The following is a 16,319-nucleotide window of genomic DNA, read 5'->3' on the forward strand; positions in this document are numbered from 1 at the left end:
GTCTGCGGTATTCCGCCGGGAGACGGCACCTGGTGTGCCGCCGACAACCAGCCTATTCCTCGTGCAGGCCGGTCTTGCCACATGAAGTTCTGCCCTACTCTGTTTTGGGAGGCAGGGTTGCTACGGAGCAGGTAGCCGGTGCTAGCGAAACCGTGTGCCACTTGCCACAGCTTCCTTGCAACGCGCTGTCACTCACAGCTCTCTATTTGGCGGCCTCAATTTCCGCTACGGCCTGCGCTACCAACGTGGCAACCTGGGCCGAGTTGGCGCGAGTGGCCTGACGCTGTTGCAACTCCTGCAGCAGCCCAATCAGCGGTTTTGCTACCCCAAACGCCTTGTACTGCACGGCCATAGTCTTCACGCGCGTGACACCCGGGGTCAGGGCGGTTACGTCGTCCAATCGGCCCATGAGGTTGGCCATACCGGCGAGCATATTGAAGCGGCCATTGGGGTCAGCAGCATCAAACTTGGCAAGCACCAAAGGCCAGTGCGACAGGTCGCCGACCTGACCATACACCGTAACCAGGGCCACCGTGAGGGCGCCTTTGTTATCCGCTTCAAACGCCGTGGCACGGGCCAAAGCCAGCTTCGGGTTTAGCGGCAACAATGCCTGCAGCGCCGCGCCCTGCACCTGATACGACTGGCTTTCCAGGGCTTTGCCGAACAGCTTGGTATACCGCTTGTTTTTGAGCTTGCCCAGCGCCGTAAGGGCCGCCGCCCGCACTACCACCGACGAATCGGAGGCGGCGAGGCGGGCCAGCACGGGCGCTACGGCTTTGCGTAGCGTATCGTTTTTGAGATTGAGCAGCTCTACCGCCATACTGCGTAGCGCCGGCGACTTATCCGCCAGGCCTGCCACCAAAGTTTTCTGGGCCAGCGGGTCGGTGAGTTGAGTTTGAGCAGCGGCAAGGGCTTCGCGCCGGTCGAGGTACTGGGGGGCGTGCCGGTATTGGTAGGCGTATTCGGCCATCGGCTTGTTGTCTTTCTTCTGCCACACCAGCACCTTTTGGGCGTCTACATTCACCAGCTCAGGCCGGGCAGCGGCCGGGAAGTAAAGCGTATCGACGGCATGGCGCACCGTGGCTCGGTAGCGCTGGGCGCGGCCGTTGTGGTAGATATCTACCGCAAGCGGCAGCACGAATGGCTCGCCCGGCTGAGTTTGCTTCACCATCACAGCCTGCCTCTTGTTGGCTGCATCCCACTTGTAGTCAATCGTGACGACGGGGTGGCCGGCGCGGTAGTACCATTGGTTGAAAAACCAGTTCAGATCCTGGCCGGAAGCGTTTTCCAGGGCCAGCCGCAGCTGATGCGGCTCGCCCGTCCCGAAAGCCTGCTGCGTGAGGTATTCTTTCAGACCCTGGAAAAACACCTCCTCGCCAAGATAGCTGCGCAGCATGTTCAGGATGCTGCCGCCTTTCTGGTAGCTCACCCCATCAAACAGGTCCTCCTTGTCGGTGTACTGGTAGCGCGCCAGCGGCTTGAGGTGGTTGGATGGGTCGCGGAGGTAGTTGCGGAGGCTACGGTCGGCCTGCGCAGCGCCAGCATCGGGGCCATATTCGTGCTCGGCCCACAGCACCTCGCTGAAATTGGCAAACGACTCGTTTACGGTCAGGTTGCTCCAGCTTTCGGCCGTCACATAGTCCCCGAACCAATGGTGGAACAATTCGTGGGCAATTTCGCGCTCCACCCCAGCATACTCCCAATCCAGCAGTTCGCGGGCAGTGCCCTGAGCCTGCTCCCCAAACAAGGAAGCCGTGGTGTTTTCCATGGCCCCGGCCGGGTATTCCCGCACGACCACCTGGGCGTATTTATTCCACGGATACGCTACGCCAAGACGTTGCGAGAAGAACTCCAGCATGCGCGGCGTCTTCCCGAAAACGGCGCGAGCCTGATTCGTGTATTGGGGCTCCATGTAGTAGCTGACCTCCTTGCCGCGCCACGTATCCTTCGTAATCCGGAAGTCGCCGATGGCCAGCATGAACAGGTAAGGCGCGTGGGGCTGGTCCATCTTCCAGGTGTCGCGCCGCAGGCCGGGACCGGCCGGTGTCTGGCTCACAAGGGCTCCGTTGCTGAGTGTTACGTATTTGCTGGGCACCGTCAGGCTGATTTCCGAGGTGGTTTTCTGGTTGGGACTATCAATGGTCGGGAACCAAGCCGAGTTGGCCTGGGTCTCGCCCTGCGTCCAGATCTGCACGGGTTTGCCGGCCACGGCACTATCAGGGTTGATAAAGTGTAATCCTTTGCCATCGGAAATAATTTTGCTGCCCAGCACCTGCAGTTCCTCCGGCTTGGCAGTGTATTCAATGTAGACTGTGTAGACCTCCCCCGCCGGCACCTGCCGGCCCAACCGCACCAATAGATGCTGCTGGTTGTAGCTGAATTTCAGGGGCTTCGTCTGCTGGCCTACCACTAAGCCTACCGATGTAATGTCCATGCCCTGGGCATCCAGCCGCAACGAGTCGGTGGCGTAGGCTACTGGCTTAATTGTCAGCCATTCCTGGCCGTAGGCATACCGCTTGGCATAGTCGAAGCGCAGATCCAGCTTGGTATGCACCAGAGCGTTGACTTTCCGAGTAGTAGCGCGGTAAGTTGTGGCACTTGGCTGTGAGGGAGTTGGCTGTTGAGCCGCAGCCGTGGCAGCAAAAAATAAGCTCAGTGGCACAAAGAAGAGGTTTCGCATCAGGCACAAGGTATAGAGAGATACCCGCGAAGATGCCCCGGCAGCGGAATTGGTTGCCGCAGCCGCAGCTACTGCCAACCGCCTGCTTCAGCCCCACGCCACCATACGCCCTTGGCCACCTGACGACAAGCGCCACAGTGCTCCTGCTGTTTCGGGCGGCAACTCTAGTACTTCGGTTTCCTAAGGCACGCGCTGCTACTGGCTTGAGCTTTTTAAGGTCAATTCATCATTGAACGGCATACAAGTAGAAAATATTTGATAAAAAACTGCATTATATATATCTTACTTTATCTGAGCTAGTTGAAGGCACAACACTACGGTTGGCCTTCCATATGCGTGTCCCGTAGTGCGCGGGCAGCAACAACGGGGTTGGCTATTGCCAACTGTATTACATGCGGCCTCATCCCATATGTGAAGTCTATGGGCGTACAGAGTTACTACATAGTCCTTGCCGCTGCCCTCCTGAGCAGTGTGCTCCACTTACCTGCCGAGTGGGCGCGGCCAGCCTTCCTGCCTCAGGCGCGGCAGCCTGCCACTGGTTCTTCTGGGGCCGGCACCGTAGCGGTTCAGGGAGTGGTGGAAGCCCAGCAGACGATACCCCTGACGGTGGCGGCGCACGGGTGGGTGCGCCAGATTTTCTTTGTGGAGGGAGAGTACGTCCGGAAGCGGCAGGTGCTGCTTCGGCTATACCACAACGACCTGTATTCCAGCAATTTCAACCGCCAGTATCTGTTGGCGCCGCAGGCCGGGTTTGTGGTGAGGAAAAACGTGGAGGTGGGCCGCCACGTCGCGGCAGGAGCCAGCGTTGCGTACCTGCAGGATGTGGCCCAGGTGAAGATATGCCTGCTGTTGCCGCCGCCGCTGGCCCAGCGCCTGAGCGTATGCGCCCCGGTTCCGGTGAGCATTGCGGAACTGCCGGCGCGGTCCTTTACCGGTGCAGTCGAGAGCATCGTGGCTCCTTCCGCATCCGGCTCTAGGCATCGTGTCACGGTGCTGGTGCGCAATAGCGGCTCGCCGCTGATCAGGCCCCGGATGCACGCTACTGTCCGATTGCCGGCCCAGCCGGCACCAGATATGGCCCGGCGCTGACTCCGGACATATGCCAGCGGCTTGTGACCCTAGAAAACACGCTTCACTTAGCTCCTTTGCAATGCGCCGACTTCTACTCTCCGCCTTACTCTGGACACTAGGTTGCCTGCCGGCTCCTGCACAGGCTCAACGAGCAGCCTCAGCCCCTATGGCTACCTCAGGCGGCACAGCGGCGGCCAGGCCCGTATCCTCTCCAACTCCGGGCCAGGCCTGCCATCTTACCAGCGCCAGCCAACGATACGCGGCCGGCCCGGTCAAGACGTGGCTGCTGGGCAAAAACTACCGGCAGGAGTGGCAGCAACCCGTTCGGGTACCCATCCTAAACCTGGGAACGACGCAGGGCGGCCTCCGGCCCTTGCGGCAGGGCGGCGGCAAGCAGACCAAATCCCTGCGGCTCCGGGCCGCCAACGGGCGCGAGTACGTGCTACGATCCATCGAGAAAAACACCGAGCAGGTACTCAGCACTGAACTTCGCAATACCCTGGCGGCCAAAGTAGTGCAGGACCAGGTATCAGCGGCCCATCCCTACGCCGCGCTTACCATTCCGCTGCTGGCTGAAGCAGCCGGCGTGGGGCATACCAATCCGGAGCTGGTGTACGTGCCCGATGATGAGCTGCTGGGCGAATTCCGGGCCGAGTTTGCGAATACGCTAGCCATTCTGGAGGAGCGCGACCCGCAAACTCCGGCTTCCTTTACCGGCCAAGCGCTGGAAAAAAACTATGCCACCGACAAGGCACTAGAGCTGCTGCGCACCGACTCCAAAAACCGGGTCGACAAGCGGGAGCTGGTACGCGCCCGGCTGTTTGATGTGCTGGTAGCTGATTTCGACCGCCACGAGGACCAGTGGCGCTGGCTAGCATATGCGCAGCCCGGGGGCGGACTGCTGCTGCGCGCCGTGCCCCGCGACCGGGACCAGGCGTACTTCGTCAATCAGGGGCTGCTGCCCAACCTGGCAAGCCGCAACTGGGCCGTACCAGCCGTACAGGGCTTCGACGGGACGCTGCGCAATGTCAATACGTTCATGTTCAGTGCCCGCTACTTCGACCGGTCCTTCCTGACCGAAGCCACGCGGGCCGACTGGGCCGAGGTGGCCCACGACCTACAAGCCCGCCTGACTGATGGTGTGCTGGAAGCCGCTATCCGGCAGCTGCCTGATTCGGTCTACCAGCTGTCGGGCCCTACCATCGTAGCCAAGTTGAAGTCTAACCGCAATGCGCTGCCGGCCTATGCAGCGCAATACTACCGCTTCCTGGCCCGGCAAGTAGATATTACAGGCAGCGAGCAGAGCGAATATTTCCTGGTGGAAAGGCTGGATAATGCGCAAACCCGGGTCCGGATGTACCAGCTGGCAGCCGCCAGCGAACCGGCGGCCGTGCCACTCTACGACCGCACTTTCTTGACCGAGGAAACCCGGGAAATTCGCCTGTACGGCTATGGCGGCAACGACCGAATGGAAGTGAACGGCACCGTCAATAAAGGCATCACCATCCGGATGATAGGCGGAGAAGGCCACGATGTGCTCATGGACCATTCGCATGTAGCCGGGCCTCTCCGCCATACGGTCGTGTATGACGCGCCAACCGGTGCCGAGCTGCAGCTGGGTCCGGAAAGCCGCAACCGCACTTCCCCTGATTCACTCGTCAACCAGTATAACCGCCAGGCATTTCGCTACCCGTACGCAGGTCCTATTCTGCCGGTGGCTTTCAACCCCGATGACGGCATATTTCTGGGCGTGGGCGTAGAATTTCGCCAGCCGGGTTTTCGCAAAGCGCCCTGGGCTGCTACTCATCGGCTGCAGGCCAACGTCGCGCTGGGTACTGCGGCCTACAGTTTTCGCTATGCCGGCGAGCTACACAATCTGGCTAGAAACCTTGACCTACTGCTCCGCGCCGACCTGCAGGCACCCAACTACGTGCGCAATTTTTTCGGCTACGGAAACGAAAGCACCTACGACAAGCCGCTGGGCATTGACGATTACCGGGTGCGGTACAACAATGTCGTGCTGCAGGCCCTAGCCCGACGGCGCTTCGGGCAGCATCAGTTCTTTGCCGGCCCCACCTACCAGCGGGTGCGCGTGAAGAATGCGCCGGGGCGCTTTATCGAGCAGGTGCAGGACGAGCCAGACTTCGCGGCACCCGTGTTCGAGCCCCGGCACTATGGCGGCGTGAAAGCCGGTTACACATTTGATAGCCGCAACAACGACTGGCGCCCAACGCAGGGAACAGTGGTGCGCGCAGAATACACGGAGCTACGCGGCCTCAACAGTGACGCCAACTCTCTTTCGCAGCTCACCGCAGAAGCCGCCGGCTACTGGACCCCCGTGAACCTACCAGGCCTGACCATGGCCGGCCGCGTTGGCAGCACCCTGAATTTCAGCGACTACGCATTTTTCCAGGCCGCAACTCTCGGCGGCCTTTCCAACCTGCGCGGCTACCGGCGGACACGCTTTGCCGGTGAAAACAGCCTGTACAATAACCTGGAGGGCCGGCTCTACCTCGGCACCCTAAACACGCTGCTCATATCCACCAAGGTGGGGCTGCTTGCCTTCCACGATGTAGGAAGGGTATGGACGGATGCTGAAAGCTCGGCTACCTGGCACACCGGCTACGGCGGTGGCCTGTGGCTGGAGCCTTTCCGGCGCGTGGTGCTGGTGGGCACCTATAACGTTTCGCGCGAAGACCGGCTGCCGGTGGTACGGCTTGGCTTCCTGTTTTAAGTAACTCGCTGGATGCTGCAGCTGCTAGTTGTGCAACAGCTCATCAGCAGTCAGAAGTAGCTGGAAGCAGCTGCCCCACCTACCCCACCACAAACGTGCGCATGCTCAGGCCGCCGTACTCCACGGCTTCGTAGGCGTGGCGGATGTCGTCGTCGGGCTCGGCCAGTGCCAGGCTGTAGAGTAGCGGGATGTAGTGGTCGGGGGTGGGCACGGCCAGAGGGCCGCTGGCACCGGCCTGCTGGTAGTGGGCCAGGGCCAACAGGTCGCGCTGGTCGATTTTGCGTTTGGCCCACTCGTCGAACTCCGAGGCCCAGGCGTAGGGCGTGGGGTCGTCGGCCATGAGCTTGGGCATGCTCTGGCGCAGGTTGTGCACGATGTTGCCGCTGCCCAGAATCAGGACGCCGCGGCGGCGCAGAAACTGCAGTTGCCGGGCTAGCTCAGCGTGGTAGGTCATCGGCTGGTGGTAGTCGATGCTGAGCTGGAACACCGGAATGTCGGCTTCGGGGAACATGTGGTGCAGCACCGTCCAGGTGCCGTGGTCGAGGCCCCACTCGTCGGTAGGATGGGCGTCGGGCAGCGCGGCCAGCACCTCCTGGGCCACATCGGGCGCGCCGGGCGCAGGATACTGCATCTCGAACAGCTCCTGCGGGAAGCCGCCGAAGTCGTGGATGGTTTCGGGCCGCTCGTTCACGGCCACGAAGGTGCCGCGCGTGAGCCAGTGCGCCGATACCACCAGCACCGCCCGGGGCGGCTGCCGGTTCCGGATATCGAGGCCCAGCCGGTGCAGCGTTTGGGTGAAGGCGTTATCGGCCAGCGCGTTCATCGGCGAGCCGTGCCCGACGAACAACACGGGCATTTTGGCGGTGGTTTGGAAGCTGCTGGCAGTTTTGTGGAGGTCTTGCAGGGAGTTCATGGCGGAAGCAAAAGGCAGCACGGCCAAGATTTTCAGGCAAGTGCTGCGGTGCATGGCTATCAAGTTAGCAAGAACAAAGCTACCGCGCCTGCTGTGGCGGCGCCTTGATGTGGGATAAGAAATAGCCTGCCGATACGGCCCGCCCGAGGCCCGGAATTCGCCCACCAATCCGGCTCGTTCACATCTTTAATAATCATTTCACTATATTCAAAATTAGACCTCCGCTCCTGCAGCCGTTAGCTAAGCTAGTCGCCCAGGCAAAAACCAACCAACAGCCAAGTGAGCTTCATTTCCAGAAACGGCCATGAAACGAATGCTTTTCCGCTGTCTTTGGGCAGTAGCGCTAGTGGGCGGGCTCGTTTCGTGCCGGGAAAAATCCGGTACGCCCTCCGCCGCTGCCATCCGGGCCATCAACCTGAACCGCGGCGCCCCCATTACCTGCGGCATTCCTAATCAGAAATTCGGCTTTTCCGGCTTTAGCACCTCCTGTCCGGCTTCGCGTAAGGAGGCGTTCAATACGGCTGTTTCGCTGCTGCATTCCTTTGAGTATGAGGAGGCCGAAAAGGCATTTGCCGCCCTCATCGACCAGGAGCCGGGCTGCGCCATGGCCTACTGGGGCGTGGCCATGGCCAACTACCACCCGCTGTGGGCGCCTCCTACCCCAACTGAACTGGCGAAAGGCACCCAGGCCATTACTATTGCGCAGCGCATTCCGCAGAAAACGCCCCGCGAAACGGCCTACATCAATGCGTTGGCGCAATTCTATCAGGATGGCACCACCACGCCGCACGCGGTGCGGTGCGCACGGTTTGAGCAGGCCATGGCAACACTGCACGCTACGTATCCAACCGATAAGGAGGCCGCCATCTTCTACGCGCTGGCCCTCAACGGAGCCGCCGACCCTGCCGACAAGCTTTTTCGCCGGCAACGGAAGGCTGGCGCTATGCTGATGGCGTTGTCGCTGGATGCGCCCAATCATCCGGGCATCATTCACTACATCATCCACAGCTACGACTACCCGGAACTGGCTGCTTTGGCCTTGCCGGCCGCCAAAAAGTACGCGGCTATTGCGCCATCCTCGGCCCATGCCCAGCACATGCCTTCCCATATTTTTGTTCGGCTGGGGCTCTGGGCTGAGTGTGTGGCGTCCAATCTGGATGCGGCCGCTTCCGCCCGGTGCTACGCCGAAAGTAGCGGCCTCAAAGGGCACTGGGACGAAGAGCTGCACGCCCTCGACTACCTGACGTACGCGTATCTGCAGCAAGCCGATAACCAGCGGGCCAAGGCGCAATGGCAGTATCTGCAGACGATGCGGGAGGTGCAACCGGCCAATTTCAAGGTGGCGTATGCCTTTGCGGCCATTCCGGCGCGCTACGTGCTGGAAAACAAGCTGTGGACGCAAGCCGCCCACCTGAAAATCCCGACGGCCAACGTAGCGTGGCACCAGTTTCCCTGGCAGAAATCAATGCTGCACTTTGCCCGCGCTTTGGGCTACGCGCACATCCGCCAGCCCGATTCGGCGCAGCAGGAGCTGCGCCAGCTGCAGGCCTACCAAGATACCCTGATGCGGCAACAAGACCAGTATAAAGCCACGCAAGTGGCTATTCAGCTGAAAACCGCTCAGGCCTGGCTCCTGGCCGCGCAGGGAAAGCCCCAGGAGGCGCTGCAGCTCATGCGGCAGGCCGCCGACACCGAAGACGGCACCCAGAAGCACGCCGTAACGCCCAGCGAGGTGCTGCCCGCCCGGGAACTGCTCGGCGACCTGCTCCTGCAGCTCAACCAGCCCCAACAGGCCCTGGCAGCCTACGAAACGAGCCTAGTGCAGCATCCCAACCGCCTCAACGGCCTATATGGGGCGGCCACTGCCGCAGCCCAAACCGGCAACGCTGCCCAGGCCCAACGCTACTACCAGCGCCTGCTGGCCAGCGCCGATGCGCCTCGGTCTACTCGCCCGGAGCTGGCCGTGGCCCGCCGGTTTCTGGCCGGCCAGCAGCCCCGTCTTCAATAAGGCTTACCCAGGAGCCGCGCTATTTCCGGTTACGCGTGGCTTATACTTACGCCTGCGCTCTGGCACGTCCGGCCGCAGGTGTGGCTGCGGAATTTGGGTACTTTCGCTGCTCTCTCGCCTGCCTCTCTCCCACCCGCTCTCATGTCCCGTATTCTTCCCACTATTGTGGGGGCGCAGTTCTGCTGCACCTCGCTGTGGTTTGCCGGCAATGCCGTAGCGCCCGAGCTGGCGGCGCGGTTTCAGCTGCCGGCCGGCTTTGTGGCCTCGCTCACCAGCGCCGTGCAGCTGGGCTTCATCAGCGGCACGCTACTGTTTGCGCTGCTGGCCCTGCCTGACCGGTTTTCGCCCTCGCGGGTGTTTTTTGTGAGTGCACTGGCGGCGGCGGCGGCCAACCTGGGCGTGCACCTGAGCGACCTCGGGGCCGAGGGGCTGCTGGCCTGCCGCTTCCTGACGGGCTTTTTCCTGGCCGGCATCTACCCGGTGGGCATGAAAATAGCCTCTGACTACTACCAGGAAGGCCTGGGCCGCTCGTTGGGGTGGCTGGTGGGGGCGCTGGTGCTGGGCACGGCGTTTCCGCACCTGCTGCGCAGCCTCACGGCGGCGCTGCCGTGGTACTACGTGACGGGGGCTACCTCCGTGCTGGCGGTGCTGGGCGGCGTGGCCATGCTGCTGCTGGTGCCCGATGGCCCCCACCGCCGCCCCGGCCAGCGGCCCCGCCTCACGGCGTTTCTGGCGGGGTTCCGGCAGCCGGAGTTTCGGGCGGCGGCGCTGGGCTACTTTGGGCACATGTGGGAGCTGTACGCGTTCTGGGCGTTTGTGCCGGTGGTGCTGGCGGCGTTTCAGGCGCGGCACCCGGCGGCGGCGCTGACGGTGCCGTTGCTCTCGTTCGGCATTATTGGCGGGGGCAGCATGGCCTGCGTGGGCGCGGGGCTGCTGGCCCGGCGGCTGGGCCCGGCCCAGGTAGCCACTACGGCGCTGGCGCTATCGGGCGGGTGCTGTCTGGCCTCGGGGGTGGTGCTGGGCCTGGGCTCGGCGGTGGGGCTGGTGGCGTTTCTGGCGTTCTGGGGGCTGGTGGTGGTAGCCGATTCGCCGATGTTTTCCACCCTGGTGGCCCGGCACGCCCCCGCCGAATCGCGCGGCGCGGCCCTGACCATCGTCAACTGCTTGGGGTTTGCCCTCACCATCGGCAGCGTGCAGCTCACCGGCTGGCTGGCCCCGCGCCTGCCGCCTCAGTTGCTGCTGCTGCCCCTGGCCCTCGGCCCGGCGCTGGGGCTGTGGGCGCTGTGGCGGGGAAGGCAGGTGGTGCAGTAGGGAGTTTCGCTTATATTGCCTACGGTAGAATTATAACCGCAACTTGGACGTGTTATCTACTTTTGACAACAGGAATGTTACCATCAATTCAAAAAACATGAATGCAGATATATATGTATTAGCAAACAACCGAAAAAAAGAGAATGTGTTAAAAGCACTTGATAAGTACCTACCGAATAGGAGCTATCAGTTGGGTAAGCAAGATGGGCAATTTGAATTTTGGAATGACTCAAACCAGACAGAGAATCAACCATCAATATTCTTTAAATCAGAATCCGATTTATTTGGTTTCTTGGATAGTCAAAATAAAATTCTCTTTCGGCCAAGTTTTCGTTCGACAACTGAATCTGAATTTAGAGCATTAACGCTTTACTACTTTGAAGACAATAGTTTGGTTTTTGGATTAAATATGTACCAAGACTCAATCAAAGAAGAACTGGTTCTAAGTGAATTAAAAGAATTATTAGAAAGTAAATATGGATATATTGCTTACCATGTTCCGCCTGCTTATGGGAAAGAAGCTTTTATAAAACAATGCAAGAATTTGAAATAGATTAAAAAGAAAAAAGCTGGCAACAATAAATACACGTAATGCGGGGCAAATCTGTGAATTTGAACTTAGTGCAATTAATAAACAAAGTGGCGGTTTGATAGTAAAGGACCTTAAAATCCCGCACTACGCATATTCGAGCCCTTAAATAGCCACACACAAAACCGCCCCGCAACCTCACGATTACGGGGCGGTTTGCGTTACGGCAAGCGGCGGCGGTTACAGCAGCTTGTCAATCATGACGGGTAAGTCGCGGACGCGTTTGCCGGTGGCGTGGAACACGGCGTTGGCCACGGCGGCGGCTACGCCTAGCATGCCTACTTCGCCGATGCCTTTCACGCCCAGCGGGTTCACGATGTCGTCTTCCTCTTCCACAAACAGCACGTCGATGTCGTGGATGTCGGCGTTGACGGGCACGTGGTACTCGGCGAAGTTGTGGTTCATATAGCGGCCGAACTTGTGGTCCATCACCGTTTCCTCCATCAGGGCCATGCCCAGGCCCCACACCACCGAGCCCAACACCTGCGAGCGGGCGGTTTTGAGGTTGAGGATGCGGCCGGCGGCTATGGCATTTACCACGCGCGTCACGTGCACGGTGCCCAGGTCCTCATCTACGGTTACTTCCGCAAACACCACGTTGTGCGAGTGCAGCGAGTAGCCGTTCTGCTTCACCATGTTGGGCATCACCGATGAATCGGCTTCCAGCTTGGCTTCGCCGCTGGCCTGCAGCACGTCGCGCAGCACCACGGCCTGGCTGTGGTCGGCGCGCAGGCGGAGCTGGCCGCTGGCAAATTCCACGTCCTCGAACTTGGCGTCGCGCAACGGCGAATCGTCCATTTTCCGGGCCAGCTTGAAGATTTTCTCGGCTAGGGCCTCACAGGTGCTCTGCACCGCCGAGCCCACCGAGGCCGCCGTCCAGGAACCGCCCTGCAGCGGCGACTCTGGCAGGTCCGTATCACCGAGCTTGAAGGTCACGGCCTCGATGGGCAGGCCCAGCGTTTCGGCCGCAATCTGCGACATGATGGTATAGGTGCCGGTGCCGTTCTCGCCGGTCGCCGACGAGACGGTCAGCTTGCCATCGGCCGTGATGCTGGCTTTGGCGGCGGCTTTCTGCTGCGTGGCATCCCACACGCCGCCGCCCACGCCCCAGCCCACGAGCTTGCCGTCGGCGTTACGCATGGAGCCGGGAGCCTGGGTGCGCTTGTCCCAGCCGAACTTGGCCGCGCCCTGGTGGTAGCACTCGCGCAGCTTTTTGCTGCTGAAGGGCTTATCCACGTTCTGGTCCCGCTCGGCGTAGTTGCGCAGGCGGAACTCCAGCGGGTCGAGGCCGGCGGCGTAGGCCATTTCATCCATGGCAATTTCGAGGCCGATGGAGCCCGACGCGGCACCGGGGGCGCGCATGTCGAGGGGCGTGTACATATCGAGCTTGGCAATCTGGTAGCCCAGCTTCACGTTTTCGCACTGGTAGAGCATACCCGACCAGTTCACCACGTTTTCGGTGTAGTCCTCAAACTGCGAGGTTTCGTGCAGCGCGTGGTGCTGCAGCGCAGCCAGCGTGCCGTCGGCGTTGGCGGCCAGCTTGAGGTACTGCAGCGTGTGGGGCCGGTGGCCGAAGCTGAACATCTGCTCGCGGGTGAGCGTGAGGCGCACCGAGCGTTTCAACTCCAGCGCCGCCAGCACGGCCAGGTAGGCTGAGTACTGCGGACGCAAACCCGAGCCGAAGCCGCCGCCCATGTACTCGTTCACCACCCGGCAGTCGTCCTTTTTCAGGCCGAAGATTTTGGTGAGGTACTGCTGCACGTTCATCACGCCCTGCGTCTTGTCGTAGGCCGTGATTTTGCCCTCGCCGCGCCACTCTACGGTGGTCGAGAACAGCTCCATGGGGTTGTGGTGCTGGGCGCCGTGCACGTACTCGGCCTCCATGCGGTGCGGGGCCTCTTCCCAGGCCTTGTCGGGGTTGCCGCGCGGGGCTGGTGGCGGCTGGAAGCCGGTTTTGCCCGCGCCGGGCTCGTAGCCTTTAGCGCGCTGGGTTTCGAGGCTGGTTTCGTGGTCTTCCTGCTGGTACTCCACGCGCAGCACCGAGGCGGCGTAACGGGCCAACTCGAAGGTTTCGGCCACAATCAAAGCCACGGGCTGCTGGCTGAACTTGATGTCGGCGTCGTGCAGCGCCCGGAACGGCGAGCCGCCGGGAGCTACGTCGTCTTTGTAGCTTCTATCGAACCAGGCCAGGGAAGGCACGTTTTCGTGCGAAAACACCTGCACCACGCCCGGCAGCGCCAGCACTTCCTCGGCGTGAATTTTCGTGATTTTGCCTTTGGCAATGGGGCTGCTCACCACATAGCCGTAGGCCATGTTGGCCACCGAATACTCGGCGGCGTACGTGGCCGTGCCCGTCACCTTGGCCGGGCCATCGACGCGGCTGGTGGGCTTGCCGATATAGTTAGTCGTGCTCATACGGATTAGGGATTCGAGTTGAGGAATACGTCGGCGGCGTGCTGGTTGCCCTCGGCGGCCTGCTTGAGGGCCCGCACAATGGCGCGCTTGGCCAGCTCAATCTTGAAGTCGTTGGAGCCGTGGCCCTTGGCATCGGCCACTACTTTGGCCGCCACCCGCCGGAACGTATCCTCGGTGGCGGGCTGGCCTTTCAGCATATTTTCGGCCTCCTGGTCGCGCCAGGGCTTGTGGGCCACGCCGCCCAGCGCCAAGCGGGCATCCTTGATGGTGTTGCCTTCCAGCTCCAGGCCCGCCGCCACCGAAATCAGGGCGAAGGCGTAGCTGCTCCGGTCGCGCAGCTTCAAGTAACTGAAGTTCTTCTCGAAGCCTTTGGCGGGCAGGTCGAGGCCGGTAATCAGCTCGCCGGGCTCCAGGTTGTTGTCTTTCTCGGGCTGGTCGCCGGGCAGGCGGTGGAAGTCGTCGAAGGCAATGGTCCGGTCGCCGTTGGGGCCGCTCACGCGCACCGTGGGAGCCAGCGCCGCCAGGGCCACGCACATATCCGAAGGGTGCGTAGCAATACACGACTCGCTGGTACCCAAGATGCCGCACACACGGTTATAGCCGCCAATGGCCGAGCAGCCGGAGCCGGGCTCCCGCTTGTTGCAGGGCGTGGCCAGGTCGTAGAAGTAGTAGCAGCGGGTGCGCTGCATCAGGTTGCCGCCGTTAGTGGCGGCGTTGCGCAGCTGCGGCGAGGCCCCGGCCAGAATGGCCTGATTGAGCAGCGGATAGCGGCTTTTCACCTCGTCGTGCCAGGCCGTATCGGCGTTGGTAGCCAGCGCGCCCAGGCGCAGGCCGCCGTCGGGCAGGGCTTCGATGTCGGCCAGCGGCAGCTTGTTGAGGCCCACCAAATGCGTGGGGCGGGCCACGTTTTCCTTCATCAAGTCGATGAGGTTGGTGCCGCCCCCGAGGTATTCAGAGTCCGGGTGGCTGGCTTTATCACGCACGGCGTCGGCGACAGCCGTAGCGCGGGAGTAGGTAAATGGGTTCATGTGTTTTCAATTAAAAATTATGAATTAAAAATTAAGAATTGGGCTGTTGCCCTGACGGTTGCGCGTGGCAACAGCGTCATTTTTAATTCTTAATTCTTAATTTTTAATTCCCTTATCCACCACTTCCTTCACCGCGTTCAGGATGCCTACATAGGCGCCGCAGCGGCAGACGTTGCCGCTCATCAGCTCCCGGATTTCGGCTTCGGTGTGCGCGTGGCCCTCGTTGATGAGGCCCTGGGCCGAGCAGATCTGCCCGGGGGTGCAATAGCCGCATTGGAAGGCGTCGTGGTCGACGAAGGCCTGCTGCAGCGGGTGCAGGTTTTCGGGGGTGCCGAGGCCTTCGATGGTGGTGATTTCGTCGCCCTCGTGCATCACGGCCAGGGAGAGGCAGCTGTTGATGCGCTTGCCATCCACCAGCACCGTGCAGGCGCCGCACTGGCCATGGTCGCAGCCTTTTTTGGTGCCGGTCAGGTGCAGGTACTCGCGCAAAGCGTCGAGCAGGGTGGTCCAGGGGGCAATGTGCAGCGTGTGCTGCTGGCCGTTGATGGAAAGCTGAACCGGGCTGGTGGCCGGCGGCGCGGCCACCCCGGCGGCAGCGGAGTTAGTCGGGTGCTGAGGCATAGAAAGAAGCGTAGAGGTGAAGGAGTGCAAATGCGGGCGGCGGCTACCACGGCGGTTGCCGCCGGACAGGCTATCTGACGTACGCGCCTTTGCGCTTCGGCGTTATGCTTTGCGGCGTATTTTGCCTGTACAAAATCCTATCCTGCTGCTCCCTCTATTTCTGCGCCTTATTTATCAACTCATTATCTATCTATCCATATTCAGTCTAAATATCGACTCGACTGGAATACAACGACCCCGCATTATTTCTATATTTCGTCATATTCTACGAAACACAACGCCACCGATTACACCCGCCCCCGCCCGGCCCGCAACCGGCTCAACGACTCCGGCGTGATACCCAGATACGCCGCAATATGCCGCTGCGGCAGCCGCCGGGCAAGCGTGGGGTAGAGTTGCTGAAACTCCTGGTACCGCGCCTCGGCCGGGGCGCTCAGCACCCCAATCAGCCGGCGCTGCATGGCTACCAGGCTATTCTGCAGCAGCTCGTAGAAAAACGCCTGAAACTCGGGCCCCAGCGCCGGCAGCTGCCCATACAGCCCCGCCCCAAACAGCAGCACCTCCGAGTCTTCCAGCGCCTCAATGGTGAACAGCGCCGGCGCATGGTGGCGCAGGCTGTGCTGGTCGGAAATCCACCAGTTTTCGGGCGCAAATTGTAGGATGTGTTCTTTCTGCCGCTCATCTGTCACGTAGCTACGCAGGCAGCCCCGCACCACAAAGGCCCCGAAGCGGGCCGACTCGCCCTGCCGCCCCAGCACCTCCCCTTTCGCCAGCTGGCGCGGTGTCAGCAGCCCCACCAGCTCAGCAAACTGAGTTTCGGTGAGCGGGAGTTTGTCGTGGAAGTAGGTGCGCAGAGCGTCGAGCATGGGAGAGAACGGAGTTAGAGACGCAACATCTTGCGTCTCGTCGTGGAACGGTTTGGTAATAAACGTCATGCTGAGCTTGCCGA

At 61.3% G+C, this 16,319-nt stretch carries 11 protein-coding genes; 5 read left to right on the top strand and 6 right to left on the bottom strand.

The features are described from left to right. Window positions 1-202: 202 nt before the first annotated feature. Window positions 203-2,680 carry a M1 family aminopeptidase gene (locus IC231_RS14315; RefSeq protein WP_190785192.1) on the bottom strand — a complete coding sequence of 826 codons (2,478 nt, stop codon included), beginning with the start codon at window positions 2,678-2,680 and terminating at the stop codon, window positions 203-205. Between the two features lie 471 nt (window positions 2,681-3,151). Here IC231_RS14315 and IC231_RS14320 point away from each other — a divergent pair, with 471 nt between their 5' ends. Beyond that, entirely contained in the window at window positions 3,152-3,769 is a 618-nt protein-coding gene (locus IC231_RS14320) for an efflux RND transporter periplasmic adaptor subunit (protein ID WP_190785193.1), read from the top strand. Window positions 3,770-3,917: 148 nt separating this feature from the next. Beyond that, the gene (locus IC231_RS14325) at window positions 3,918-6,485 is read left to right on the top strand and encodes a BamA/TamA family outer membrane protein (protein WP_190785194.1); all 2,568 of its coding nucleotides are present in this window, start codon (window positions 3,918-3,920) and stop codon (window positions 6,483-6,485) included. A 79-nt stretch (window positions 6,486-6,564) separates the two neighbouring features. Here IC231_RS14325 and ygiD read toward each other — a convergent pair whose 3' ends face one another. Beyond that, on the bottom strand, window positions 6,565-7,398 hold the full coding sequence (gene ygiD / locus IC231_RS14330) for a 4,5-DOPA-extradiol-dioxygenase (protein ID WP_190785195.1): 834 nt from the start codon (window positions 7,396-7,398) through the stop codon (window positions 6,565-6,567). Window positions 7,399-7,702: 304 nt separating this feature from the next. On the opposite strand from ygiD, the gene IC231_RS14335 reads away from it, so the two are divergent. From IC231_RS14335 to IC231_RS14345, 3 genes are all read left to right on the top strand, one after another. Then, the gene (locus IC231_RS14335; protein WP_190785196.1) at window positions 7,703-9,406 is read left to right on the top strand and encodes a hypothetical protein; all 1,704 of its coding nucleotides are present in this window, start codon (window positions 7,703-7,705) and stop codon (window positions 9,404-9,406) included. 141 nt (window positions 9,407-9,547) lie between these two features. Continuing rightward, complete coding sequence (locus tag IC231_RS14340; protein WP_190785197.1) at window positions 9,548-10,717, top strand: MFS transporter; 1,170 nt, start codon at window positions 9,548-9,550, stop codon at window positions 10,715-10,717. A 97-nt stretch (window positions 10,718-10,814) separates the two neighbouring features. Further along, window positions 10,815-11,270 carry a hypothetical protein gene (locus IC231_RS14345; protein WP_190785198.1) on the top strand — a complete coding sequence of 152 codons (456 nt, stop codon included), beginning with the start codon at window positions 10,815-10,817 and terminating at the stop codon, window positions 11,268-11,270. A 216-nt stretch (window positions 11,271-11,486) separates the two neighbouring features. Here the strand turns inward: IC231_RS14345 and IC231_RS14350 are convergent, their stop codons facing one another. The 4 genes from IC231_RS14350 to IC231_RS14365 form a co-directional block, all read right to left on the bottom strand. After that, a complete protein-coding gene (locus IC231_RS14350) occupies window positions 11,487-13,721 on the bottom strand; it encodes a xanthine dehydrogenase family protein molybdopterin-binding subunit (RefSeq protein WP_190785199.1) in 2,235 nt (744 codons plus the stop codon). 5 nt (window positions 13,722-13,726) lie between these two features. Further along, window positions 13,727-14,749 (bottom strand): FAD binding domain-containing protein, encoded by a 1,023-nt coding sequence (locus IC231_RS14355; RefSeq protein WP_190785200.1) that lies wholly within the window; start codon window positions 14,747-14,749, stop codon window positions 13,727-13,729. Window positions 14,750-14,845: 96 nt separating this feature from the next. Further along, complete coding sequence (locus IC231_RS14360) at window positions 14,846-15,370, bottom strand: (2Fe-2S)-binding protein (RefSeq protein WP_190785201.1); 525 nt, start codon at window positions 15,368-15,370, stop codon at window positions 14,846-14,848. Between the two features lie 287 nt (window positions 15,371-15,657). Next, a complete protein-coding gene (locus IC231_RS14365; protein WP_190785202.1) occupies window positions 15,658-16,236 on the bottom strand; it encodes a Crp/Fnr family transcriptional regulator in 579 nt (192 codons plus the stop codon). Window positions 16,237-16,319 lie beyond the last annotated feature (83 nt).

Source organism: Hymenobacter duratus (assembly GCF_014698995.1).
Taxonomy (GTDB): Bacteria; Bacteroidota; Bacteroidia; order Cytophagales; family Hymenobacteraceae; genus Hymenobacter; species Hymenobacter duratus.